Source organism: Peribacillus sp. B2I2, from assembly GCF_041261685.1.
Classification (GTDB): Bacteria; Bacillota; Bacilli; order Bacillales; family DSM-1321; genus Peribacillus.
Genome location: NZ_JBGCCB010000001.1, coordinates 3,822,241 through 3,848,913 on the forward strand (window position 1 = coordinate 3,822,241; position 26,673 = coordinate 3,848,913).

The 26,673-nt window shown below is 32.3% G+C and carries 23 protein-coding genes; 3 read left to right on the top strand and 20 right to left on the bottom strand.

Annotated elements, in window-relative coordinates; translation table 11 throughout:
- Positions 1 to 395 precede the first annotated feature (395 nt).
- From ABIE66_RS18910 to ABIE66_RS18980, 15 genes are all read right to left on the bottom strand, one after another.
- Positions 396 to 1,721, bottom strand: coding sequence for a UDP-glucose dehydrogenase family protein (locus tag ABIE66_RS18910; protein ID WP_370015918.1), 1,326 nt, complete (start codon positions 1,719 to 1,721; stop codon positions 396 to 398).
- A gap of 428 nt (positions 1,722 to 2,149) precedes the next feature.
- Positions 2,150 to 3,202, bottom strand: a complete 1,053-nt coding sequence (locus ABIE66_RS18915) for an endo-1,4-beta-xylanase (RefSeq protein ID WP_370015919.1) — start codon at positions 3,200 to 3,202, stop codon at positions 2,150 to 2,152.
- A gap of 144 nt (positions 3,203 to 3,346) precedes the next feature.
- Positions 3,347 to 4,441 (bottom strand): glycosyltransferase, encoded by a 1,095-nt coding sequence (locus ABIE66_RS18920; protein WP_370015921.1) that lies wholly within the window; start codon positions 4,439 to 4,441, stop codon positions 3,347 to 3,349.
- 26 nt (positions 4,442 to 4,467) lie between these two features.
- Positions 4,468 to 5,409 carry a glycosyltransferase gene (locus ABIE66_RS18925; protein WP_370015923.1) on the bottom strand — a complete coding sequence of 314 codons (942 nt, stop codon included), beginning with the start codon at positions 5,407 to 5,409 and terminating at the stop codon, positions 4,468 to 4,470.
- Between the two features lie 52 nt (positions 5,410 to 5,461).
- A complete protein-coding gene (locus ABIE66_RS18930) occupies positions 5,462 to 5,959 on the bottom strand; it encodes a serine O-acetyltransferase (RefSeq protein WP_370015924.1) in 498 nt (165 codons plus the stop codon).
- Positions 5,960 to 6,028: 69 nt separating this feature from the next.
- Positions 6,029 to 7,078 carry a glycosyltransferase family 2 protein gene (locus ABIE66_RS18935; RefSeq protein WP_370015926.1) on the bottom strand — a complete coding sequence of 350 codons (1,050 nt, stop codon included), beginning with the start codon at positions 7,076 to 7,078 and terminating at the stop codon, positions 6,029 to 6,031.
- A gap of 33 nt (positions 7,079 to 7,111) precedes the next feature.
- Positions 7,112 to 8,647 carry a lipopolysaccharide biosynthesis protein gene (locus tag ABIE66_RS18940; RefSeq protein WP_370015928.1) on the bottom strand — a complete coding sequence of 512 codons (1,536 nt, stop codon included), beginning with the start codon at positions 8,645 to 8,647 and terminating at the stop codon, positions 7,112 to 7,114.
- Complete coding sequence (locus ABIE66_RS18945) at positions 8,644 to 9,870, bottom strand: O-antigen ligase family protein (protein ID WP_370015930.1); 1,227 nt, start codon at positions 9,868 to 9,870, stop codon at positions 8,644 to 8,646. The genes ABIE66_RS18940 and ABIE66_RS18945 overlap by 4 nt, the downstream gene beginning before the upstream one ends.
- Positions 9,871 to 10,183: 313 nt before the next feature.
- Entirely contained in the window at positions 10,184 to 10,681 is a 498-nt protein-coding gene (gene pssE / locus ABIE66_RS18950) for a PssE/Cps14G family polysaccharide biosynthesis glycosyltransferase (RefSeq protein WP_370015932.1), read from the bottom strand.
- On the bottom strand, positions 10,678 to 11,133 hold the full coding sequence (gene pssD / locus ABIE66_RS18955) for a PssD/Cps14F family polysaccharide biosynthesis glycosyltransferase (protein WP_370015934.1): 456 nt from the start codon (positions 11,131 to 11,133) through the stop codon (positions 10,678 to 10,680). Before pssD ends, pssE begins: the two co-directional genes overlap by 4 nt.
- Positions 11,134 to 11,256: 123 nt before the next feature.
- Positions 11,257 to 11,937, bottom strand: coding sequence for a sugar transferase (locus tag ABIE66_RS18960; RefSeq protein ID WP_370015936.1), 681 nt, complete (start codon positions 11,935 to 11,937; stop codon positions 11,257 to 11,259).
- Between the two features lie 27 nt (positions 11,938 to 11,964).
- Positions 11,965 to 12,840 carry a UTP--glucose-1-phosphate uridylyltransferase GalU gene (gene galU / locus ABIE66_RS18965; protein ID WP_370015938.1) on the bottom strand — a complete coding sequence of 292 codons (876 nt, stop codon included), beginning with the start codon at positions 12,838 to 12,840 and terminating at the stop codon, positions 11,965 to 11,967.
- Between the two features lie 275 nt (positions 12,841 to 13,115).
- A complete protein-coding gene (locus ABIE66_RS18970; RefSeq protein ID WP_370015939.1) occupies positions 13,116 to 13,883 on the bottom strand; it encodes a tyrosine-protein phosphatase in 768 nt (255 codons plus the stop codon).
- A gap of 97 nt (positions 13,884 to 13,980) precedes the next feature.
- Positions 13,981 to 14,673: a CpsD/CapB family tyrosine-protein kinase gene (locus tag ABIE66_RS18975; RefSeq protein WP_370015940.1), complete on the bottom strand. Its 693-nt coding sequence runs from the start codon at positions 14,671 to 14,673 to the stop codon at positions 13,981 to 13,983.
- Positions 14,666 to 15,406 (bottom strand): YveK family protein, encoded by a 741-nt coding sequence (locus ABIE66_RS18980; RefSeq protein WP_370015941.1) that lies wholly within the window; start codon positions 15,404 to 15,406, stop codon positions 14,666 to 14,668. Before ABIE66_RS18980 ends, ABIE66_RS18975 begins: the two co-directional genes overlap by 8 nt.
- Positions 15,407 to 15,601: 195 nt before the next feature.
- Between ABIE66_RS18980 and ABIE66_RS18985 the strand changes: the two genes are divergently transcribed.
- On the top strand, positions 15,602 to 16,384 hold the full coding sequence (locus ABIE66_RS18985) for an SGNH/GDSL hydrolase family protein (protein WP_370015942.1): 783 nt from the start codon (positions 15,602 to 15,604) through the stop codon (positions 16,382 to 16,384).
- Between the two features lie 48 nt (positions 16,385 to 16,432).
- Here the strand turns inward: ABIE66_RS18985 and ABIE66_RS18990 are convergent, their stop codons facing one another.
- Entirely contained in the window at positions 16,433 to 17,200 is a 768-nt protein-coding gene (locus ABIE66_RS18990) for a tyrosine-protein phosphatase (RefSeq protein WP_370015943.1), read from the bottom strand.
- Between the two features lie 798 nt (positions 17,201 to 17,998).
- Here ABIE66_RS18990 and ABIE66_RS18995 point away from each other — a divergent pair.
- Complete coding sequence (locus ABIE66_RS18995; RefSeq protein WP_289334674.1) at positions 17,999 to 18,190, top strand: hypothetical protein; 192 nt, start codon at positions 17,999 to 18,001, stop codon at positions 18,188 to 18,190.
- A 567-nt stretch (positions 18,191 to 18,757) separates the two neighbouring features.
- Here the strand turns inward: ABIE66_RS18995 and ABIE66_RS19000 are convergent.
- Genes ABIE66_RS19000 through ABIE66_RS19010 form a run of 3 tightly spaced genes read right to left on the bottom strand, consistent with a single transcriptional unit; the run spans position 18,758 to position 23,462 of the window.
- Positions 18,758 to 20,686: a PTS fructose transporter subunit IIABC gene (locus ABIE66_RS19000; RefSeq protein ID WP_370015944.1), complete on the bottom strand. Its 1,929-nt coding sequence runs from the start codon at positions 20,684 to 20,686 to the stop codon at positions 18,758 to 18,760.
- Between the two features lie 14 nt (positions 20,687 to 20,700).
- Positions 20,701 to 21,579: a ketose-bisphosphate aldolase gene (locus tag ABIE66_RS19005; protein WP_370015945.1), complete on the bottom strand. Its 879-nt coding sequence runs from the start codon at positions 21,577 to 21,579 to the stop codon at positions 20,701 to 20,703.
- Between the two features lie 17 nt (positions 21,580 to 21,596).
- Positions 21,597 to 23,462 carry a BglG family transcription antiterminator gene (locus ABIE66_RS19010; RefSeq protein ID WP_370015946.1) on the bottom strand — a complete coding sequence of 622 codons (1,866 nt, stop codon included), beginning with the start codon at positions 23,460 to 23,462 and terminating at the stop codon, positions 21,597 to 21,599.
- Positions 23,463 to 24,241: 779 nt separating this feature from the next.
- Between ABIE66_RS19010 and ABIE66_RS19015 the strand changes: the two genes are divergently transcribed.
- Positions 24,242 to 24,628, top strand: coding sequence for a helix-turn-helix transcriptional regulator (locus ABIE66_RS19015; RefSeq protein WP_370015947.1), 387 nt, complete (start codon positions 24,242 to 24,244; stop codon positions 24,626 to 24,628).
- Between the two features lie 137 nt (positions 24,629 to 24,765).
- Here the strand turns inward: ABIE66_RS19015 and ABIE66_RS19020 are convergent, their stop codons facing one another.
- Positions 24,766 to 26,649 carry a S8 family serine peptidase gene (locus ABIE66_RS19020; protein WP_370015948.1) on the bottom strand — a complete coding sequence of 628 codons (1,884 nt, stop codon included), beginning with the start codon at positions 26,647 to 26,649 and terminating at the stop codon, positions 24,766 to 24,768.
- Positions 26,650 to 26,673: the final 24 nt, after the last annotated feature.

Consider the following 26,673-nt stretch of genomic DNA (forward strand, 5'->3'; position numbering starts at 1 on the left):
TATTCCACAAGTTCACCTATAGTAACACTTTTCTCAAATTGTATTGCATATCCAAAATCCAATATAATTTTCTATAATAGAGCCACCATCTTTACAAAAATAGGGTATTTTAGCACTTTCATTTTTAATATAGTAGGTATTAGCAAGTAGAATATACTTTAATACAAAGTTATCCTTACAGATTCACAAGATTAAGTTCCTTTATCATTTAATTACTTTTATTAAAATTTCCTTCTGTTTTTAAAACTTCCTTCTAATCACGTTATCATTATAATTTTAGTACATATCTTTCACTTTTTAATGATAAACTCTTATTTATTGTAAAAAAAAACGCTCCGTAATTTCTACAGAGCATTTGTTTTTTTTATACAAACTAAAAGAAAGTATTATATTTTTTAGTGAACTTTTTCAGTTTCTTTAATACCTACTGTTGCTTTTCTCCCTATAGATTCATAAATTATCTCTGTATTCTTTACTTTTTCAACATCATAACAATTTCTACCATCAATAACTAAAGGCCTGTTCATTAATTTCGCATATTTTTCAATTTCGAATTTTTTAATTTCGGACCATTCAGTAAAAATAAAGCAAACATCAGCATTTGTTATAGCTTCTTCAATTGAAGAGCTGTAGCTTACACTATCGGTAAATACTTTTTTAAAATTATCCATTCCAACTGGATCCCAAACATTAATCTTTGCCCCATCTTCAAGCAGGATTGGAATATTTGTAAGCGAAGGTGCTTCCCTTAAATCATCAGTTCCTGGTTTAAATGTTAGCCCTAGAACTGCTACCGTGAGTCCATTAAAACTATTAAAATACTTTCTTGCCTTTTTAATTAATTTTATTTTTTGGTTTTCATTTACGTCAATTGTTGCTTTAATTGTTTTGATTTCATAATCATTATAATTGGCAAGCCAATGTAAAGCTTTGGTGTCTTTTGGGAAACAAGACCCACCATAACCGATGCCTGCATTTAAAAATTTGTCACCTATTCTAGGATCCATTCCCATTCCTTTAGAAACATCTTCTATGTTAGCTCCAACAATCTCACATAAATTTGCAATTTCATTTATATAAGATACCTTTAAAGCTAAAAAATCATTAGCAGCATATTTTATCATTTCTGCGCTGTTTCGATTAGTAATTACAAAAGGAATATTGAAATTTTTATATACTTCTCTCATTATCTTCTCTGCATTTTCTGACTCTACACCAAGAACAATCCTTGTTGCTTCTAGAGTATCTTTTACAGCCGATCCTTGAGCAAGAAATTCCGGATTGGAAACTACATCTACATTAACGTTATATTGTAAATTTTCTTTTATTATTTTTTCAATTTTATCATTAGTTCCAATAGGAACTGTAGATTTAATTGCTACTACACAATCTTTAATTACAGTATTAGCAATCTGTTTAGCAACCTCATTGATATACTGGAGATTAGCAGAGCCATCTTTTCTTTCAGGGGTCCCAACAGCAATTATTATTACATCAGCATCTTTGTAAGCCTCTATATATTCAGTGACAAACGTAATCTTTTCACTATTTTTCCACATTAACTCCTCCAATTGAGGTTCATAAATTGGGGATACTCCACTATTTAACAGTTTCACTTTTTCTTCATTTATATCAACACAAGTTACCGTATTACCATTTTCCGCAAGACAAACGGCAGTAACCAGACCTACATAACCTGTACCAGCAACAGCAATTTTCATTAATTTCACTCCTAATTTTTAATACTTTAATATAATCTTTAGCTTATAAAAATTATTTAGATCTAATAATCGATTATTTAGAAATTGATAGATAACAATAAAATTTTCATTTTCTTAATAATACCAATTTCATTCAAAATCGGTAATATGGTAGCCCAATTCACTTTGAATCTTTTCTGTGGTGCATTTACATTGCAGGAATCTCTGCTCGGAGTTTCACATAACAAATTATTCCTTACTCTATTATATTTAGGTTTATCCTATACTTTCACCCAAAATATTAAATGTTTTTTATTATGGCTCCACTATTAACCCTTTTTAGTTTCATAAATCATGAAGAATGAAAAATTCTTTTTCTTTCTGCGTTGAATTCATATTTTGCCACTAATTTATTACTTATTTTCTGTATTTCATGTATTAGAGTTTAATTAATCATTTTGAAGTTTATTATATATGACATCATAACTTGGTTTCTTTTTGTAATCATCAGTAAATAAAAGCGGATAATCTTCATTTCCGGTATACATAGGAATCCAAGTATATTTATCAGTAACCCCCCATGTAATAAATGTATTACACTTCTCGGCTTTTAAACATACTTCAAGTAAGTTTGAATACACCTTTGCTTGTTCTTCTAATTTTCTCTCCATAGATAATGGACTATTTTGTACTTTAACGTCCAATTCTGTTATTTCAGTCTTCAGTCCTAATTTATTAAAACGCGAAAAGTTATTTTTTATTTCGGTATAATTATGCTTGGTATTAATGCTAGTGTGAAATTGGAATCCTACACCATCAATAGGTACCCCATTTGCTTTTAGCTTTTTCATTAATTTATAGGTAGCATCAGATTTGGAATTGATACTTTCATTGCCATAATCATTATAATATAGTTGTGCATTTGGGTCAGCTTCATGCGCCCATCTAAATGCTAATTCTATATATTCAGGACCTATAACATTCATCCAAATATTTCTTCTTAGATTTCCATCATTATCGATAGCTTCATTTACAACATCCCAAGCGTAAATTTTTCCTTTATACCGTTTAACAACTGTCTGGATGTGGCTTTTCAAAATACTTTTAAGTTCATCTTTAGAATATTGCACTTGAGTAATCCAATCTGGGATTTGATTATGCCAAACTAATGTATGCCCTCTTATAGATATATTATTTTCAATTCCATATTCCACCATCAAATCTGGTATTAGGAAATTATAAGTTTCTTTTTGAGGGTGGACACGTGCAAATTTCAAGTCGTTTTCAATAGTAACGACATTAAATTCTCTACTTATAACACTTCTGTACTCTTTATCCTTTAAAAAGGGAAGAGAAGCTATTGAAGTACCAATTAAAATATCTTGTTTTTCTGCTAACACACGTAAAGATTTATTACTATTTTTATTAACTATAAAATACAACATAGAAATAATTAGTAATAAAAATACAAGCTTGATTATTGATTTATTTTTAAATTTCAATAAAACAACTCCTTCCTAGTAGCTAAAATTGGATAAGATGAGATATTTTAATGAAAAATTTTGGTAACTATTATAAGTAACTTTAAAGTCATAACAATTAAATACATGAGAAGTGGAATTATTTGATCGGTTAATCCAAAGTAATTAATTCGTTTTACAAACCAAATTATAAAAATCCATATGCCCATCATAATAATTTTCTTTAGAAAAATTTCTTTTAAAATGGCTAATAGATTTTTCACTTATTTGTACTCTATACTCTTTGTTGTTAAAAACTTTAATAATCGCCTTACTAATAGCTGTATAAGAGCCACTAGGAACCAATAATCCATTGAAGTTATTGATGACAACTTCATTTGTTCCTGGAATGTCTGTAGCCACTATAGGAATACCCAACGATGTTGCTTCAATTAAAGATAATGGTAATCCTTCTTGATATGAACTTTGAATCATTAAATCGAAATTTTTCATATATTCCTTTATATTATTTACCTTCCCTACCAATGTTACAATATCCTCTAAACCATGATCTTTAATATATGTTTCAAATTCCTTTTTTAACTTACCGTCCCCAAAAATAAAAACTCTTATATTACTGCAATCATTAGATTTACTAGAAATTTCATTAATTGCTTTAAGTATTAAATCAATTCCTTTTACTGGCTCTAGTCTACTAACTACTCCTATAATAAAGTTCTTTTTAGCTTTTTCCATTAAAAATTTTTCATTCATTTCCGATGTTTCTTCATTAAATTCAATCGTATTATAGATAGTTCTTATATTTTTTTCTTCTTGTTTATAATAACCTATTAAACCGTCCTTAACACCATTGCTGACAGATAGGATTGGCAAATCCTTCAAAGTATACTTTGTAAGTAACTTTTTATCTGTTGTGTACAAATGTGCAGAATGAATTACTTTAACTCCTAAGATCCTTGATAAACATTTAGCATATAAAGTCGTCATTCTGTGGTGACTATGAATTACTTCTATTTCATTTTTCTTTATTATTCTATACAAAGTAATAAGGTTCTTTACAATACTGATAGGATTCTTTTTTTCAGGATTTATAATATCATAGTGCTTGATACCTTTAGAAATTAAATCTTTTACATATTCACCACCACTAGATGCAACAAATATTTTATTATCATATGAAAACCTACTTGCCAGAAGGAATATACATTTTTGAACTCCTCCACCGAGTACCATCGTATTGTTTAAATATAAGATTCGCATTGATGTCCCCTTAAATATTATTTGGATTATCTTACCTTTCTCAGGTTAAGTACAGTAATTATCTCTTTTATTTTATCTTTTGAAATTAAGCAGCTAGAGGTAATATAAAATAAGGTTTTTAATTTTTTTCCCTTCTTAGAACTATTGATACCTTTAATATATAGTTCAGATGCTTTACTATAGTTTCTTTCTTCTTTTCTGGTAACTTGTATTTTTTCAATACTTCTTTCTAAACTATTATACGCTCCTGGATTATCAAGGGAGTCAATATAGTGCTTTTTTAAACAATCGGCAACTCTCTTTTGTTTTAATAAATTTGTTTTAGAAATTCCATTTGCCCTAATTCTATACCTAATCAAATGATTTTTTATAATACAAAATCTATATCCAGCTAAAGACATTCTACATAAGAAGTCATAATCTTCCGCACTAGGAATATCATGGTATTCCTGTAGTTTTATCAAGATCTCTCTTCTAAACATCCAAGACGGATGCAGAAATATATTCCTATATTTCAAAGAACTCTTAGCTTTAGAATAACTACCTCCATAAGTAGTTGTTCTATATAATTCAACGCCATTTTCATCCATTATAATACCGTTAGTTGAAGTAAAATCTATATCACTGTTTTCCATAAAAAAGTAATATTGAATTTCTAACCGCTTAGGTTCTGAAATATCGTCTGCATCCATTCTAGCTATAAAATCACCCTTCACTAGCTTAAGTGCTTTATTTAAACTTTTAGTTAGTCCAATATTTTCATCGTTAAAAACTAGTTTAATTCTACTGTCTTTTACTTGATATTCTTCTAATAAATTTTTCGCACTAACATTTAAAGGATTATCTAAAACAATAATAAATTCGAAACACCTGTAAGTTTGATTAAGTATCGATTCAATTGACTGCTTTAACCATTCTTCTTGCTCATTATACACTGACATTATTACTGAAATAAGGTCCTTATTCATTTCATTGCCCCTAACTCTTATTCATAAAATCTTGAAAATAATACTAAGAATTTTATGCCTGATTCTTATAAATACTATTTTTCTGGATATCTCGATTAAATAAAACAGTATTTGCACCTATTATACTTCTTTCACCAATTATGCATGGGCCATAAATACAAGCATTACTATATATAGTACAATTATCACCAACATAAGGCTGGCTTATTTCAATATTGTTCATCTTTTTTTTCTTTCCAGTTCCTCCTAGAGTAACCCCTTGATATATCGTTACATAATTACCAATAATCACATCTCTACCTATTACTGTTCCAATCCCATGTACTAAAACAAATCCTTTTTCAATCTTAGCTCTATAGTCTATATCTACCGAAAATAATACTCTGTTAATGTACCAAATAATTTTTGAAATAAATTCTAATTTAATTTTGTAAAAAAAACACGCTAATCTAAATAGAAAAACAGTATGAAAATTAGGATTTATTATAACAGCAAACCTACTTTTGGATGGTGATCTCTTTAAAAAAGCTTTAAAATCAGATTTAATCATATTTTGCACCTTCTTGCTTAATATTTTATGGAATAAAATGGTGTGCGTTTTGCAAAATTAAAATTAAAATTAAAACATACTCTTTTTTATTAATCTTAAAAAGAAGTAATTAAACCATCTTATATTTTTTGTAAACCACGTTTTACTATTAAAAAACAATTTGAACTTATCTAAGTTAGATAAGCACTCTGATTTTATAAGCGTAAGTAGAAAATTATACTGGATTACTTTTCTTAAATCAGCTTCCTTGAATAGTTTAAGCTGGCTATTTTGTATTATCATCTTATTTAATAACTGAATACTTCTTTCATAGCAATTAGAATCCAGTAAATTCTCTTCTCCAAATACATTATTAAATAATTGTAATTCTTCTGTATTAAAAGTAAATCCATAATATTCAAGAAGATCCTTGTGAATATAATCCACAAGTTCTTTTCTGTCATCTTTCCTTTTAAGTTTCGTCACTTTAGTTGTATTTTCATGCCCAGTTCGATAAGTAATAAGAAATTCTTGATCAGTATAAATATATCCATATTTTGAGCATTCGTTCCAAAACATATAATCTTGACAAGAAAAAAACCTTAAATCGTAGCTTATATTATTCTCCGTTAAAAACTCTTTTCTAACCATAGCTGAAGAATTAAGAATATAATTTCTAAAAAGGAGTTGAATTTTCATTTCATTTTTATTAAAAATAGGGAGGCTGCTCTTTCTAAATTTCCCATTACCATATTGTAAAATATAATTACTAGCTATTATTGGTATATTGTTATTTTCCTGTAAAAAGTTAACTTGTCTTTCTAACCTATCTCTCCTTGCAATATCATCAGAATCCATTACGGCAAAATATTCGCCAGCAGCTAATTTTAATCCTAAATTTCTTGTATAAGGAAGTCCCTTATTTACATCATTTTGAACCAATCTTATCCTCGAATCCTTTATTGATCTAATAATATCTAAACTTCTATCAGTTGAACCATCATCTATAATTAATAATTCAAAATCACTAAAGGTTTGATTTAAAATACTCATTATTGATTCTTCTATGTATAATTCAGTATTATACACTGGCATAAAAACTGTTATTTTGGGGTTTAAAATACTTTTATTAGTTTTCATTTATCTCTCCATTTAAAGCAAATTTTACTTATTTCACTTTCGAACTATAACTTTAGAAGCTGTATTTATTAGTCTACTAACTATCTTTCTATAGGATTTGATCGTCATAAATAATAGAAATAGTATAGATGCAAATACAATAGATGTAATCAAAGCATAAAATATTAAGGAAATCCAGCTATTCACTTGAAAATTTACTAACTTTTGAATTTCCTCTGAAACAGCGATTGCAAGAATGGATAATAGTGTAAGCTTAAATAAGGATATTAGGTATTTACTAAAAGTGATTTTAAATCCGCTTTTATATAAAATATATGGTCTCCAAAACACTATTAATGGTAAACTGCTTACCATTGTCCCAATATACACTCCAATTATTCCATATTGTTTCCCCAATATAATTGAAATTATTAGATTAAGCATCGCTTGTAATATTGGAGCATAAATATCATAAAAGATGCCATAACCATCTTTAAAAAAATCAACAGTTCTTCGTGTTACTTGAATAAAAAAGTTAATACAAATAATTAGCAAGAAAATATTGGAGAACAGGAACTCCTCTCCAATCCATATCTCTATGAATGGATTTACTAACCTATATAAAATATAAGTTACACACACCCCAATATAAAATTCTAAATGATATAATTGTTGAAATATATTATAAGATTTTTTATTATCACTATCTGCTATTAAATTTCCTATACTTGCAGTCAAACCATTAAATAATTGAGCCAGTATATTTGTTATTCCGTTAACAATTAATAAATAGTTTGCATATAGAGCAATATCTCGAGCAGTGGCAACAATTGAAATTATAATGCTATCAGTTTGTGTACTGACAGTTCCGGATAATCTATGGAATATTATATTTTTTAGATTAATAAGTACCTCTTTATTTTCCTTTAATAAAATCCTATAACTTTTATTTATATTTAAATTTAACCAACTATATTTTTTGCTAACTTCTCTATTTATAATAATGTAAGTTAACATGTTACCGACTAGTTCTAATATAATCCATATCATAAAGTTTTGGTAAACTACGGCAGAAATTAACTGAGCAATAGTTCTAACTATTCTAATAATCCCAGTTATATTTGTAACAACATAAGCATTTTGGTCAGAGATTATCAAAACTTGTTTAAAAGTAAAGAAATAAGAGATGGCAGTAGTTAATAAATATAATATATAGGTTAATACTATTGTGTTGTAATCTATACTAGAGGTGAAAATTAAATTAAAAAACGGTATGAACAATAATCCTAAAATTAATATTAGAGCTCCTATTATTCCATACGAAATTTTTATGAATTTCATTAATTCGTTTATTTTATTATAATTTTTTTCATTTAAATGTTTATATAACGCGTATCCAATTGCAGTTGTAACCCCTAATTCAGTTAAGCTTAAAACTCCAATTATATTCATTACTATAGTTGTTAAGCCTAAATATTCAGCATCAAATGCATATAAAAAAGCGGATCTAGCTACAAAACTTAAGATAATATTTAAAATACTAAATGAAAAGCTGTATGCTATATTTTTAAATGATTTTCTTGCTCTCATTCTGCTGTACCCATTTTTTGATTCAGGCTATTCTTAAATAATTTAAGTTTTAGATCTAAATAAATATAAACAAAGAAAAACCAATATATAGGAGCACTGAAAACAATTCTAGTTTCTGTAGAATTTTGAATAAGCATTATTATTAATATAACTATGTAAACATGGTCTTTATGAAAAACAAGGGCTTTTAAAGAATTAAAAAAGAAAATTATTAAAATTATTAAAAATAGTCCTAGTCCAATTAATCCCACATTCACGAAAATATCAATAAAAGTATTATGAGCAGAAGTGACCTGAAATTCTTCCATATATCTATATAAAACTGTATTTAGATAACCGTGTGTAATCCAGACCCCCCCATAACCCTTTCCAATAAAAGGGGTTTCGAAGGCGTAATTTAACACTGTATCCCAAATAATATCTCTACCCGTCAAGCTTTGGATGTCCTTCCCAAAATACTCAAATATTAAAGGTATATTTTTATATATTAAAGTGGTTAATACTGTTAAAACACTAATAGATAATAGAGTAACACTAGCTCTTAGTATAAAATTATTAATTTTATTTAAAGAGAATAAATAAAAATTTATACAAATAAAGAGTATGAATAGAAAAACAACAGCTATTGACTGAGCTTTTAAAATTAAAATAAAGAGTATTATTGACCCGAATATATAAGTTATCTTCTTAACATTGTATTTAAAGTAATATAATGTATTAATCATAAACGTCAATAATAAAAATGAAGCAAATGCATTTTTTGCTAGAAAAAGCCCCTGCCATTCTCCTGTCTCATATATGGCTTTCTCAGGAAAGGCTATTAGGTATAAGATATTTAAAACAGCTACAAAATTAAAACTATTTTTAATTACGTATAACGAATTAATATAAGTATTGAAACATAGCAAAATTACTAATATTGAATTAATCAATTTCATTACTGCAAATAAACTTTCGGTAAAATATTCAGACCAAAAAACACTAACTATACAGTAAAATACAAAAACATAAATAGGAATACAAAATCTGTGGATGATTTTTTTGTTTCCAGTTCCTTTTATAGATTCTAAAAATATTACAATTAATAGAAAATAACTATTAATGAATAATAATTCATTATATACATTATCACTAATAGGCCTTGTTTTCTCAATAATCAAAAAAACAATATTATAAAAGAGAAAAAATTCAATAAATTTATTTTTTTTTATATTTTTATTCAATTATTTACTTCTCCTTTTTATATCAGTTCATTCTAAGTTTTATAAGGTTCAATATAAACAAAATTTAATCTTAGCTTTGGACTCTCCTTTACTTAAATAAATAAATAAATTATTTATTACACAAACTAGTAGAAATAGAGATGCCGCCATTTAATTAAAATGAAAAATGTTGTTATCCAGAAGAACTAAATAAAAAGTTAAAAAGAGTCCTAGTTATGATAATGCAATAGGTAATTAAACCAAAAACCATAACAAAGGACTTCCTTTTAGCTATTTTAAGAAGCTATCAATGGCATTCAATATAGGGAAGCTTTCATGAACCATTCGTATTTAATGTATTCAGGAAGTTATCAAAAATTTTAATGATTTCTTTTGTATTTGATTGGTATTTTTCAAACTCTATTTCTTTCACTTTTTCGATTGCATTGCCAATTTCTAGAGTATCTGAAACTACGTAGATCATATTAGTTTTAGAAAACTGCTCTAATATTTCAATCTGATGATTATCTACATGTTCCCCATACTCTTTCAATCTGGGAACGCCAATAACTTTTTTTCCCTTTTTAACACCATTAATAATCGAACCAGTTCCTCCATGAGAAATAATAATGCTGCTCTTCTCCATTACTTCTATAAATTCATCTTTATCTATAAACTGCTTATAAGTATAAAACTTTGGTTCATATGTTGAATAACCAATCTGTGCATAAATCTCTTCAGCACTAAGAAACTTTTTCTCAACTAAATGGTCTATCTCCTCTAATAATCTATTAAACTGAAATTTTTGTGAACCTACAGTAACAAAAATCAATATATTCCGCCTCCGTAGATTGCATTAGGATAAAACTTTTTTAATTCTTCCCATTGGATTAAAAATAAATCTGCGACCTTGTACATTATTCTACCAGTAATAGTTGGTGAATTAATTTTTGAAAAAGATTCAATAAAAATGATTTTTTTTCGAAATATCTTTGCCAATAAACAAATAGGTACTGTAGCTAAGGCACCAGTTGAAATCACAACATCGGGTTTTTCCTTTAAGAAAATAATCAATGATTGTGTAATGATTATTATTAACTTAATCAGAAATAAAAATTCATGTCTATTAATTTGAGATAAACTATATGTTTTTATATCCTTTGCGTTAAAGTTATATATTGTTTTTTCGGTCAAAATAAAACTCTTATTTTTTTTCATTATTGGATAAAGCATCATAAGTTGCTCTAAATGTCCCCCCGATGATGCAGCAAAGCAGATTTTCAAATTTCTCCCTCTTTCAATAAAATAATTAAATAAAGATTTTTTTATCCTAGATATACAAGTATCCGAAATTGAATAAACAGATTTGAAAGGAGCTGAAATCTCTCACAAAAAATTAGGCCTGATTCAAAAAGCAGCACTCCTACCAAATATAACTAAAGCTGTTTTGATTATTATTTTAATATCCAATTGTAATTTTCTATGTCTAATATAATGTAGATCTAACTCGACCATTTCTTCGAAACCAACACTATTTCTTCCAGAGACCTGCCATAAACCTGTACAACCGGGAGTCACGATTAATCGCTGTAAGTGGTATTCAGAATATTGTTCAACTTCTCTTTTTAGAGGAGGACGTGGTCCTACAAGACTCATTTCACCCTTTAATACGTTCAACAATTGTGGTAACTCATCAATACTTGTTTTCCGAATAAATTTCCCGATTTTCGTAATCCTCGGATCATTCTTCATCTTAAACATGGCTCCTGACACTTCATTCAACGCAAGTAAATCTTTTAATTGCTCTTCAGCATTTGAGACCATTGATCGAAACTTATACATTTGAAATTCCGTTTCGTCTTTCCCTACGCGAACCTGCTTAAAAAAAACAGGTCCTTTTGGGTCTTCTAATTTGACCAAAATAGCTACTATCAAAAATATGGGTGCTAGTAAGATAAGTCCGAATATTGATCCAAAAATATCTATTAATCTTTTCATTCTTAAGTAGCTCAAATTAGCATTTACTTGATCTGCTGTTAATATTTGTTCAGATGATGCCACACTCTGCTCAACTGCTACAGCTTTCAAATTGGCTCCTCCTTTACTTTTATTATTTTACATCTTCTGTTTTTCCAGTAGGTTCTCTATAAACTCTAGAATATCATCTTTAAGAATTTTATCTTTCAATGCAAACTCAATCGTTGTCTGAATGAATCCTAATTTCTCTCCAACGTCGAATCGTTTTCCTTCAAAATCATACGCAAAAACTCGTTGGATTTCATTTAATTTTTGGATGGCATCCGTCAGCTGAATCTCTCCGCCTGCTCCCAGTTCTTGCTTTTCCAAGAACATAAATATTTCAGGTGTGAAAATGTACCGGCCCATGATTGCCAAGTCGGATGGGGCTGTTCCTTTTGCTGGCTTTTCGACAAAGTTATTTACTTCGTAGCGTCGTCCGTTTTGGTTGCTTGGATCAACAATTCCATAACGATGGGTTTCTTCTTTAGGAACGGTTTGTACACCAATGACTGAAGATAAGGTTTTATCATATTCATTCATTAACTGTTTTAAGCAAGGTGTTTCCGCTTGGACGATATCATCACCTAATAAAACGGCGAATGGTTCATTTCCAATGAATTTTCTTGCACACCAAACTGCGTGACCTAGACCTTTTGGTTCTTTTTGTCTAATGTAATGAATATCAACTTTGGAAGGAGCTTGGACCTTTTCAAGTAATTCGAATTTGTTTTTTTCCATTAAATTATTTTCCAGTTCAAAGGCATTATCAAAATGATCCTCAATTGCACGCTTACCTTTTCCGGTAACAATAATAATATCTTCAATACCTGAAGCAACCGCTTCTTCGATGATATATTGAATGGTTGGTTTATCCACGATAGGCAGCATTTCCTTAGGCATGGCTTTAGTGGCTGGCAGGAACCTTGTCCCCAACCCTGCTGCTGGTATTATTGCTTTTTTTACTTTTTTCATTTTTTCTCCCCCTCATGTTATTCGTGATCATTTATTAAAATAAATATTATTCTGGATGCTGATAAACTTTTATGTATATTCCTAATTATCCATAAAGGATTAAACATTTAGAGTTTTAATCCGATATATAAAATGCCATCCATATTTTTGTATTCATTAAAAATTAGCAACATTCAAAAAAAAACAAAATGGTTCTGCCCGTTATTAGAAATCACCGAAAATAAAGATTCCAGAAAATTAGAAATAGGATTCAGTTCCATATAAAGTTTCGGACATTAAAAAATCCCCAAAAACTTCTTCTTTTTAATCTTCTCAGGAACTTCTTTATAAACCGTTTTACCTTCCACTAGCAGTTCCGCGTTAGCTAGAAAAAGATCAACATAATCCACGCTGAACTTCTTTTCAATCACATCAAAAGCTTCGTTCATTTTGAAGCTTCGACTTGTGATGTTATGAGCATCTGATGAAATGAAATGTGTTAGATTAGACTCAATTAATTGCAACGAAAACTTTTGTATGTCCTTTCCGAAGGCACCTGAAACGCTGGCAGCAGTTACCTGGGTAAGTGTTCCGTTGTTCACAAACTTGTATAAAAGGTCCGGATTTTCGATTAATTCCTGGTTTCGTTCTGGGTGGACGATAATCGGAGTCAGGCGCTCGAATTGTATATCTGAGAGCAATTGTTCCGTATAGCGTGGGACATGTGCCGATGGCAGTTCAATGAAAAGATACTTTTGTCCATCATTCAAGGTGATGATTTCATCTAGTTCATAGTCTTTCAAAATCTCTCCATATATCCTTGTTTCTTGCCCTGACAGTATTTCCAATGGGATGGCTTCCGCTTTTAATGCGGCATTAAGTTCTGCCACTCTGTGTATGATATCTTGTTTCCGATTTTCATATTTACCATTCATATGATGCGGCGTAGCAATGATCTTATGTATACCTTCTGAAACCGCCATTCTCGCCATCTCTAAACTATCCTCGATCGATTTAGCACCATCATCTACCCCGGGTAATATGTGGGAATGGATGTCTATCATACCTTCACCTCCTTTTCCCTAATTCTTTTAACCTACTGAAATTACAATCATTCCCTACATTAAATATAATACAAAAACTAGGAAATAAGTAGTGATTTTACTTATTTCCGTAATAATAGTAATACTGGCTGTTCTTTTGCATTTTTTTGTTATTTAACACAACACCCAAAAGGTTACATGAAGCTGCATTCAATAGTTCTTTTGCCTTTATTGCTTGTTCAGTTCCTGTTTTTCCGCTCGAGATTACTAGGATCGTACCATCACATTTGTTTGATAGAATCTGCGCATCCGTAACGGCTAAGACTGGAGGGGTATCCATGATAATGACATCAAATTCTTTGTAGAAACTTTCGAATAACTCCGTCATCGAGTTTGAGCCTAGTAATTCAGCTGGATTAGGCGGGATTGGACCGCTTGATAACACATATAGATTTTTTTCGTCCGTTTCAACGACAGCATCCTTCAATTCCATACGTTTCGTTAATACGTTCGTCATTCCAAAGGCATTCGGTAAATTGAAGGTATAATGAACAGTTGGTTTTCTTAAGTCAGCATCGACAAGCAAAACCCTCTTTCCCTGCTGCGCAAATACGACTGCAAGATTGGCTGCTGTGGTGGATTTCCCTTCACCTGGACCTGTAGAAGTGACCATGATCGAACGCATCTCTTCATCAACGGCTGAGAATTGAATATTCGTCCGGATGGTACGGAATTGTTCCGAAATCGGAGATTTTGGATTGAATTTTGCAATTAATTTTCTTTTAGAATCCAATTTTTTCTTTTTAGCCAATTTTTTCACCTCTTCCACGCGTTGCTAGTCTTTCGGAACGTAAGCTATTATCTCCCTGACCATCAATTGTCCCAATGACACCAAGAATAGGCAAACCTAGTTGCTTATCGATATCTTGCTCTGTCTTTATCGTGTTATCCAAATATTCCAATAGGAAAGCAAGACCTACACCTGCCATTAATCCGACAACTAGTGCTATGGCAATGTTAAGTAACGGTTGCGGCTTGATCGGAGATGGGTTTTCTTTATACTCTGCCTTTGCCAACAAAGTAACATTATCAACCTTCATAATTTCAATAATTTGCTTTTGGAACACTTCTGCCGTTTTATTCGCAATATCCACAGCTGTTTTGGGATTGTCATCCTCGACAATGATGTTGACAACTTGTGAATTTTGTTCACTCGCTACCGAAATTTTTTCATTTAGCTCTGCTGCTGTCATGTCTAGATTAAGATCTTCTTTAACTAATTCTAATATCGCCGAACTTTTAATGATGACATTATATGTATTAATTAATTGAAGATTCGTTTGGACTTCACTGTAGTTATAAAGTGCTTCTTCATTCTTGGATTGATTGACTAATAATTGTGTGGAAGCTTGATAGATTGGCGTTAATAGAAAATAGCTGACAATTCCACTTACTAAAACAGCAAGTGCCGTAATGATGATGATTAGACTAAAACGTTTTCGCAAAGTTAAAAATAGGTCTTTTATACTTATTGTTTCTTCCATGATTCCCTCCAACTTTTAAATAACAGCATTGGTATTATAACACAAAACCTTGCCATTCATTGTTTTTTTTGTCATAATTTTAGGTAATTTGATATCTATATTAAATCTCATTTCCCTATAAATTGGTATAGATATTTGATAATTGGTATAAATTACAAAAACAGTGTCTAAATCCGGCATATTTGGAGGAATCACATGAAGGTCTTCTTACCCACTTTTATCATTTTAACATGTATCGTATCCTTAGTAATAGGTAATATTCATTGGAACGATAAAATCTCTGATGCTGGTGTCAGCCAGCCTGGGACAAAACAGTCGAAGGAGGAATCTAGTAAACCAAGTCCCGATAATGAAGAATTAGTAAAATACATAGGCAATTGGCCGAAAGAAAGCAAAGAATTATATAATAAAAGATTGTCGGAAGGGAAACCTTTTAAGATTTTGATGGTTGGTTCGAATTCCCTTGGCAATGAGGAGTATAACTTGCCTGATGATTTAGCTGACCAGTTGAATCATGTTTATGGGAACACCGTTCATGTAGACGGTTTAATTTACGATATGATGTCTTCACAATTTGTAAGTCAAAACAAACAAAAAGATTTAATAGAAGCTAAGGCCGATTTAATTTTATTCGAACCTTTCACATTAAAGGACAATGGCAATGTCGCCATTGAAGATTCTCTCGGAAATATCACGTCGGTTATTAAGGATGTCACAGCAGCAAATAAAGAAACACAATTCATCCTGCAGCCACCTAACCCACTATATAATGCAACATACTATCCTAACCAAGTGGATGAATTGGAAAAGTATGCAAAAGACAACGATATTCCTTACCTCAATCATTGGAGTAACTGGCCTGATCAAGAATCAGAAAAAATGATAAATCTCTTGAACGAAGACCGGGAATTACCTAATGAAAAGGGCTACAAAATATGGAGTTTGTATCTGGAAGAATTCTTTGTTAAGCAGTTTTAAAACAAAAAAAGCCACATCTACCATCACGGAGATGTGGCTTTTTTGCATTTAAAATATGCTTAAGAATTTTCTTGATTCTATTTTTTGCGGCATTTCCTTGTAAGCAAATTTCCCTTGAACCAGAAGTTCTGCATTGTCCATGAATAAATACCTCATATCGACACCAAACTTAGTTTCAACTTCAGTAAAAGCCTCGGTCATATGGAAAGCACGGCTTTTCGTGTTATGGGCATCAGATGCTATATAATGAGTCAAGTTTTTCTCTATGAGTTGGAAGGCAAACTTTTTCGTTTTCTTTCCAAAACCACCAACAATACTTTTTGCCGTTATCTGAGTCGAAGCTCCATGTTTAACAAGCTTGTAAAGGAGATTTGGAGATTCTAAAAACTCTAGATTCCTTTCTGGATGAACAATGATAGGAACTAGCCCTTTCATTTGCACCTCATATATTAAGGGTTCAGTATAGGCGGGAACATGGTCTGACGGCAATTCGATTAACACGTATCTTCCGCCATCGTTCAGTGTTAAATTTCTATCTTCCTGATAATCCGCTAAAAGATCGCAATGGATTCGTGTTTCCTGACCTGACAATACTTCCAAATCAATTGATTCAGCTTTCAATGCTATGTTTAGTTCTGCCACTTTTTTTATAATATCAAATTTCTCATTTTCAAAAGAACCATTTTTATGATGAGGAGTGGCAATGATGGTCTGTATACCTTCCGTTACAGCAAGCTTCGCCATGGCTATACTCTCTGTAATGTGTTTAGCTCCGTCATCAACACCTGGTAAAATATGAGAGTGTATATCAATCATCTATAAAAACCTCTTTCCGCTCTGTCGGACAAACTTCGTCATTATTTACACATAAATCTAACATTTTAATGAATTTTATACAAATAAAATTAATAGGAATTACTATTAAACTCTGGAAGTCCATAGAATTATGAATTATTTCACTTTTTGATTAGCTGAGATTATTATAAATCTTACATCCGTTCTTTTTAATGAACAATAGGGAAAAAGGCATGACTCTTTTGAAATAACTATAACTAAATACTTATTTCAATAGGTATGTCCTATGTGTCTTTTTAATCAGTACGTTAATTTTCCCTTGTTTTAAACTCTAGACATGACTGATTCAACTTGTCGGCTAACTCTTGAAGATCAAATTGTAAAGTAATTGCATCAAATGCCTCATATACAAAGAAAGCGCTTTCTTTTATAATTATCATAAGAAAACCAAGCCGAGAGGTGTGTTCAATATGGTAGGTAAAAATGAAGGGAATTTCTTAAAAGGACTTTTGTTTGGTACATCTTTGAGCATACCGTTATGGATTTCTTTTATTGGATGGGTAAAATTAATCATTAATAGTTTATTTTAGAGCCCTAGGGCTCTTTTTATTTTGTTTTGGTCGAGAAAACTTGCGATAACTTTCTTATTCACTATGAAACTCTACTATCCTAATACTCTAAAAATGCTTTCATTACCAGTCAATTTTTTAACCCAATGTTAAGTATGTTATGGTTTTATTTGTTTTAAGTAATGTTATTGTATTCCTTGTTTCCTTCACACTTTTTCGTTGTATGATAGAAAAAAAAGGAGTTTTGGTAATGATTATTCTGCAGTATATTGAAAAACTTTTTTCATTCATGCAAAAGGATATACCGGAAACTCATGTTAAATGCCATGTTTGTGCAGGAACAGGTGCCTACGATATTTATACAGATTGTCTTACCTGTAATGCAAAAGGATTAATAAGTAAAGTTGAATATAATAGGAGGCTTGAAGAGGGTGAAATTTAAAGTATTTCATGAGGTCGATATATGTAATCAAAGAAGCAGTATTGGCTATTGCTTCTTTTTTTTGATCCCAAAACGGTACCGTTTGCCCCTCACCTTAAAGGGTATTTATTATCAGGGGGGATACATATGACAGCAATTACTCACATTGTATTGGCTGTACCTGATTTGGATGTTGGATTAAGTGGTATTTGCAGGTGTTGGGATTCAAATTTGCGCCCCATTTTTCGGACAGTATAATTAGTGCCAATGAAGCTAATATGGTCCCGGTATTGTACCGTGGCTATTTTCTTTAACGATAACGACACTCATTATATTCTTCAATAACTCAATCAACTTCTTCCTTCACATCCGTTAAATTAGTACATGGAAAGCCTTGTTCAGTATGCAGGATTGCACTCGGATGGAACTCGTGATTCAGAGCCTGCCTTAGCTTAGTTAAATTACATAAACGATATTCATATATAATGGCAGAATCCCTTGGGAATTTTCAAGGGATCTGCTTTTAGTTTGGTGCAAAGACTTTTCCGTAGCTTTGTTCAGTACCAATGTCATTTTCACTCGTATAAATTATACTGCTTTAATTTCAATTGCTAATGTTTTATTTCCTGAATTCTCACTAGTATTATCCTGTGTTCTGTAAACAGTTTTTTTTAATACTCCAATTATACAAGCTGTAATAATTGAACCAATTAAAATACATAAAATGTATAACAATGGACTGCTTGCAGCGATAGGAATTACAAAGATTCCACCATGAGGAGCCTGTAAAGAAATTCCTAATGCCATACAAATCCCTCCACCAATTGCTGAACCAACAATATTTGCTGGAATTATTCTTAATGGATCACTTGCAGCAAACGGAATTGCTGCCTCAGTAATAAAAGATGCCCCCATAATATAAGCAGCTTTTCCTGCGTTACGTTCTTCAAGTGAGAATTTATTTTTAAATAGAGTTGTTGCTAATGCAATCCCTAATGGAGGAACCATCCCTCCAACCATTAGTGCAGCAGATGGTTCATAAATATGATTTGCAAACATCGCTAAGCCAAATGCTGATGCTGTTTTATTGATAGGACCGCCCATATCAGATGCCATCATTCCTGCCAAAAGCGCTCCTAATAAAATTGCATTCGAACCAGTTAAACCATTTAACCAACCTTGTAACGACTCATTAATCCACGCCATCGGACTATTAATTACAAAGTGCATAATAAAGGCTGTTACAAACGTAGCCAATAAAGGCAGTATAAGTACCGGTGAAAGACTTTGTAATGAATCTGGAATGCCTTTTAATAATTTTTTCAATCCTAAGATTGTATAACCTGCAATAAAGCCTGCTATCATACCACCTAAAAATCCTGAACCACCAAGGGTTGCCATCATACCGCCAATCATACCTGGTGCTAAACCTGGACGATCCGCAATACTATACGCAATATATCCTGCTAGTACTGGAACCATTAGTGCGAAGGCTGCGCTGCCACCTGCTGTACCTAGAAAAGCAGCGAATGCATTATATTCTGAACTAGTCGGGTCTGAAGCATGAATGCCAAACATAAAGGAGATTGCGATTAATATACCGCCAGCAACAACAAATGGAATCATAAAAGATACCCCATTCATTATATGGTTGTATATTTTAGGTTGTTTTAATCGTGTTTTTTCTTTTGCTTCCTTTAACTTGTTGTTCCCCTGATTTAAAACCGTACCTTTTCCAGAAACAGCATCTTCAATTAAATCCTTAGCATGATGTATCCCATTTTTAACAGACGTTTTAATAACCTTGCGATCACCGAAGACATTCATGTCCACTTTAACATCTGCAGCAACAATTATGCCATCTGCTTCATCAATATCTTCTTGAGTTAATCTGTTCTGTATTCCCGTCGATCCATTGGTTTGAACTTTTATTTGAACGCCAAGCTCCTCAGCAGCATTTTTCAATGCTTCTGCAGCCATAAATGTATGTGCTATTCCAGTAGGGCATCCAGTAACTCCGACCAATTTCTTACCAAAATACTTCTTATCATTCGTATCTACTTGTAACATTTTTTCTTCAGCATTTGCAAATAGCTGGACAACTTCATGACTATCTTTGGCAAGAATAAGCTTAGCTCTAAAGGTTTCATCCATTAGAAAAGTGGAGATTTTAGATAAAGTCTTTAGGTGCTCAGTTGAAGAATCTTTGCCGGCTGCTATCATGAAAAATAAATTACATTTTTCTGAACTATACTTAATTCCACTTAAAGATCTTCCCATAATAATAGCGGGCGATTTAACTCCAGCAGATTTTGCATGTGGAATAGCAATACCAAACCCTACTTCTGTTGGGACCTGATCTTCTCGTGCCCAAATATCCTGTTTAAATTGTTCAAGATCATGTAAATAGCCGTTTGAATTTAATTTTTCTGCAAGCTCATTAATTAAGTCCTCTTTCGTTTCAGCAACTAAATCTAATATTATGTTTTCTGGCCTTAAGACACTAGAAGTCATCATATATATCCCTCCTATTAAATTTCTCCTAATTTATAGAGTGATGCTTTTCCAGTTGAACCAAATAGATCCATTTTCTTCTTTACTAATTCAATAGCTGCCTTCGTTGCTTCAGGCATTAATATATCTGGTTCGTAAGCATTTGGATTATCATCCAGCGTAGCTCTTAATTGGTTATAAAACGCTCTCTTCATATCTGTTGATAAATTAATTTTGGCAATACCATGTTTCACAGCTTGTCTTATTTCTTCATCTGGGTTGTCTGATCCACCGTGGAGAACCAAAGGAATGTTTACTTTTTCATGAATCTTCATTAATCGATCAATTTTAATAGAGTGATCTTTCGTTTCTGGGTATAAGCCATGTGAAGTTCCAACAGCAACAGCAAGCGTATCAATTCCTGTTGTTTCAACAAAAATGGCTGCTTCATCAGGATTCGTATATAAAATCTCATCTGCTCCGCCTTCTGAACTGCCCTCATTACTTCCAATAGTACCTAGTTCACCCTCTACAGACACGCCTACCATATGAGCAAGTTCTACTGCTTTTTTTGTTAATGCCATATTTTCTTCAAATGGTAAATGTGACGCATCCATCATCACAGACGTATAGCCATTTCTAATAGATCGAGTAATATCTTCGATTGTTGCCCCGTGGTCTAAATGAATAACAAAAGGAACTTTAGACTTTGACGCAGCCTCTCGTACATATGCCACAAATTCATCAGTCACTAAATTAATTTCATTCGGGTGAATTTGAAGTATAGCAGGAGATTTTTGCTCCTCTGCAGCACTTACTACAACTTTGACAAATTCGCTATTTGCTACATTAAATGACCCAACTGCAAATTTATTCTCATAAGCTACTAAAAGTAAATCTTTCATATTCATTAACATTTCTATTCCTCCTAATATTATTTGGAAGACCAAACTTCCAAAAACTCATCATAATTGGTTACATTTAATAATTTTTCTGTCATGTTTGTTTGCTTAAACACATCATGAATCTCTTCAAAAAACTTTGTATTATTTACCTTTTGATTTTTTGGAGGGATAAATAGAAAGATAATTTGAGCCATTTTGTCTCCCCACAAAATTTTTTGTTTATTTATTGCTACTAACACTCGTAATTTTTTGTTATTTCCACAATCAAATGGATGCGGCATGGCCACTAAATTACCAATATTAGTACTCGACATCTTTTCTCTTTCATTAATGCTTGTATACAGATGTTGAATATCTCCAAGCTGCGTAAGGGTTTTTAATAAATCTATTCGATTCTCTTCATCTAAGAAATAAAGATCATTCGGAGATAAATAGTACTTTAGTAAGCCACGATTTAATTGACTAGAAATAGTCTTCATATCTTCATTTGTAATCATTTCACTAACACGAATACAATTTTTCACATTTAGGTGTTGCTCCTCAAGGATTACACTAGTAGTTACTATAGTTTCTATCTCTTCAGGAAGTAAATGGATTTCATGATTTGCAAATAAACCATCAATTTTAATATTTGGGAAGTATAAATTTATTTTTCTTTCTATTAGCTTACCTACTAACGGATTTTTTCCATAAATAATTGCAATTCTTTTCCTTGTTTCTTGGGAATTTTCAATAATATTCATAATATGTAGTGTCAAGTAACCGATTTCATTTTCTGGTATCTTTATATTTAAGCAAAATTGTAATTCTTTCGCTAAAACCACTGCAATATTATAAGCATTCATATATTCCGACTTTATTTGAGAAATAAATGGATTCTCTAAAGGAAAGTAATATTTTAATGGATATAATGACTTTGTAATATGTACCAATAGGCGATTAAATAACTTTTCATTCTTTCGACTTGAAAAACCATATCGATCCCCAACATTTTTTATCACCGCTTTTACTTTTTCCTCTATTTCATCTGAGTGTTCATGCACAGTTACTTCATTTTTCTTCGGTAATATTTGTAGAGTGATTAACAGGTAGCATAAATACTGATATTCATATTCGTCAAACTGTACATTCATTTCCTTAGCTAAACGACTAAGGATTAACTTTGCTATTTTTAATTCTTCAAAGCAAGTATTATCTAACCTCATGTCTTTTTCAGCAATTTTTTGATGAAGGCCTACTCGTTTTAAACTAATAATTATGTTCACACATATTGCGAATAGTTCTTCCGAGCTTAGTAACAAATTGTTCTTAGTGACTTCTTCTTCAATACAAGAATATACTAATTGAATGGAGGACTGACTAAACCAATCACCAAAATAGTATTGCAGCGCTTCATCAAGCGACATTCTCTTTAAACAATTTGTTGTTACTAACTTTTTTAGTAATAGACGTTTTTCTACTTCACTTCCCTTAAGCCTTACCCCTTGGAAGATAATTGCTTCAACTTCAATGTTCCATTTTTCGGCTTGGATTATTTGAAATAATCTTTGTACGTCTTTCCTAATTGTTTGAGTAGAAAAATAAAGTTTTTTTGCCAGTTCATCATAAGTTATAAAATCAGTTTCAGATAAGAGTGTTTTTATAATATGAAAAGCTCGTTCTTCGTAATCATCTTCATTTTGCTGAATATTTGATAAATCCCCAACTAATTTATATCCTTTTTGAGTATTACCAGTAATTATTACTTTATCTAAAAAAGTTTCCTTTATTTCCCTAATGTCATTTCTAATTGTTCTTGTCGTTACATTAAATAGATTAGCAAGTTCACTTCCACTTACAAAGTCATCGTTAGATTGTTCCAAATATTCCAATAACTTAATGTAACGTTTTTTCATTAGTATTTCCTCCTCACACTTATATTAATGTAAGCGCTTCACTCTTACCAAGCCTATACATTTTCCTAATAGTTAGGAAGTTTTTAATATTGGGATGATATTATAATAGACCAAAGAAGGTAAGATGGTCGATGAACTCTATCCAATTTGGAAATAAAACGATCCCGTATACACTTACGAGAAGCCAATGTCGCAAAACTTTATAGATTAGCATTGCGTGACTGTCATATCTCCTTCTGATATAGATGTAGAAAGATTTTTACATAAAAAAGCCGTTTGGACCGTAAAACAACTATCTGATTTCAATGAGTGAAAATATGCATATTATTAAATTGCAAGTGTGCACTTTACATTTCAGATTATTCTTTAATAGAACGAATTAAACTTATATACATGATCTAGGTTTATTGATTGGGGGATCGCCATTACCTATATATACGAATTAGCCCGGGGTTCTTCCAATGACTAAAGCTATGTAATTCATCCTTCTTGATGTTATATAGGGAATATAGACAATTCAGAATAATTGTTTATTCCTTTTTTAAATTAATTGCTGATATAAATAAATATAGTAGAGCTACAAAAGAATTATTAATTTATACAATTAATAATTAAGCTCCTCTCTATTTAGAGAAGGGCTTTAACAATGGAGAAGTACCTTCGGGGTAGCACAATAATAGAAAAGTGATTAGTGAAAAGCGCTTAAGCCTATCACATATCAGATTGGCTACTTATAGATTTTGTTAGTTTAACAAATGATAAGTCAAGGAGTGTTATATTTGAAAGTGGAAGGTGTATATACTTATTTATGTGAAAATTGTCAAACACTGTTTGGCGTAGTATCTCGTCTTTCTGTTATGGAAGATAGAATTGATACTCTGACGTGTCCTATGTGTTCTAAGAAAGAAGCAGTATGCATTGGAGAAGGGCATATAAATTACGTAACTCATGAAAGAAGGGAAAAAATAATAACGAACGAAATGGATGAGATTTCACAACTACCAGAATTATTAACTGTAGAGCATTTGGCAGATTATTTAAATGTTAGTGAAAGAACTGCTGATGAATACATGGGAAATCCCGATTTTCCTTTAATTCGTTTAAAAAGGTCCAAGAGGGTTTTCAGGGATGACTTTTTAGACTGGTTACATTCAAAGAAAAAATAAAACAAGAAGAAGTCGTTTAGAAATTGTAAAGCTGGGGTGCTACGTAATGGCAGCACCTTATTTGTGTTTTTAAAATAAAACGAAGATAGCAGCAAGTACAGCCCCCACATCGAATATTGGGGGCCGCCGTTTTTTTATCACTTTTTAACCGTGACTTTCCTCGATTCACTTACGTTTTTCGCTTTGTCTTTTGCATAGGTATATAGGTTCTTCCCGGCTTTTTGTTTGGGGATTTTAACCGAGAATGTGCCTTTAGTCGTTGCTGTGGCAGAACCGATCACTTTTCCTGATGCTTTGATGGATACAGTGGAGCTGGCTTCTGCTTTGCCTGTTACTTTTGTCGTTTTTGTTGTCACTGTGTTGACCGTCGGTTTACTTGGTGCTGTTTTGTCTGTGACGGTCACTGTTTTGATCGAGCTTATATTACCTGCTTTATCCGTTGCTGTAACGGATAGGATTTTTCCGGCTTTTTGTTTTTTTGATATCGTTACGGTGAAGTTCCCAGCACTATTGGAAGTTGCTTTACCGAGAATCGTGCTGCCATTTTTGACAGTGACGGTAGTGCTCGCTTCCGCTTTTCCAGTAACTTTTACGGTATTGTCACCTACCGAATTTACTGAAGGACTTGCTGGGGCCGTTTTATCAACCACTTTAAATGAAACGGGTATGCTTTTATTTCCCGATTTATCAATGACCCTAGTAGAGATGGTCGTGCCTGCTGGTTGCTTTGCGATAGTTGCTGTAAACGTCTTTTCGCCATTGACCTTCACAGTGGCGAGTTGTTTTTTATCGGTATATATGGAGACGGTCCCCGTTTTGAAATCGGTTGGGATTTTTCCATTGATCTTGGTGTCCTTATCGGAAATCGCGGTCACGGCCGGTATGGTCAGCGTCTTCATTTCCAGCGCTTTCTTGGCATTGACCCGCCCGTTTCCATAGTATATGTCTTTCCCTTTCGAACCGAGATCCACGGCTGAATCATAGAGGCGGTATTCGACCTCCAATTTGTTGAGTTTGGGCTCATGGGACCAAATCAGTGCCGCTACACCCGCCACCATGGGCGTGGCCATCGATGTTCCACTCATCCAGCCGTATTTTTCACCTGGTAAGGTTGAAAGGATATCATCCCCAGGTGCTGCAATATCGACTGTTGAATGGTAGTTGGAATAACTGGGACGCTTGTCCTTTGAGTCAGTGGCGGCAACGGAAATGACATGGCTGAATGCAGCTGGGTAGACACGCTGTACATTTTTCCCCATATCTCCTTCATTACCGGCAGCCGCAACGATTAGTATGCCTTTTTTATAGGCTTCCTGGACGGCCTTGTTCAAAGCCTCCGAATAACTGGTGTCTCCTAAACTCATATTGATGATGTTCGCCTTTTGCTCAACGGCATAATGTATGGCGTCTATGATATCGGCAGTATCGGCATACTCCCCATCAAAAACGTTGATCGGCATTAGTTTAATGTTCGGCGCAACTCCCGTTCCACCTATGCCGTTATTGGCAGAACCGGCAATGATGCCTGCGATATGCGTTCCATGTTCACCTTTTGGTATGATATTCTTCCGATTGCTTACAGTATCATAAGCTTTGACGATCTTCCCTTTTAAATCATCGTGGTTGCGATCGATACCGTCGTCAATGATGGCCACGATCAATTCCTTGGAACCCATGGATTTTGTCCATGCTGCATTCGTACCAAGCTTTTTATGATGCCACTGGTCATTGTAGGCTGGATCGTTCGGGCTTTCCATCTTCTTGAAAAGATAGTTTGGCTCTGCATATTCCACATTCTTCCGTTCTTCAAGTTCCTTGATCAGGTTGTCGGTCGTTTCCCCTTTAGGAACCTCCACCTTTTCTATCAAGTCGTTGATTGGCTCATCGTTCGTCTCTTTATATTTGACGATGACACCATCTGATTGCGGGGTCTCTTCTGCAGATGCAGCATCCGGCTGGCAGATTGGCAGAATCATAAACAGCAATAATACCGGTAGTAAGGCCTGAATATGTTTGTGCATGAAATCACTCCAAAAAAATAATAT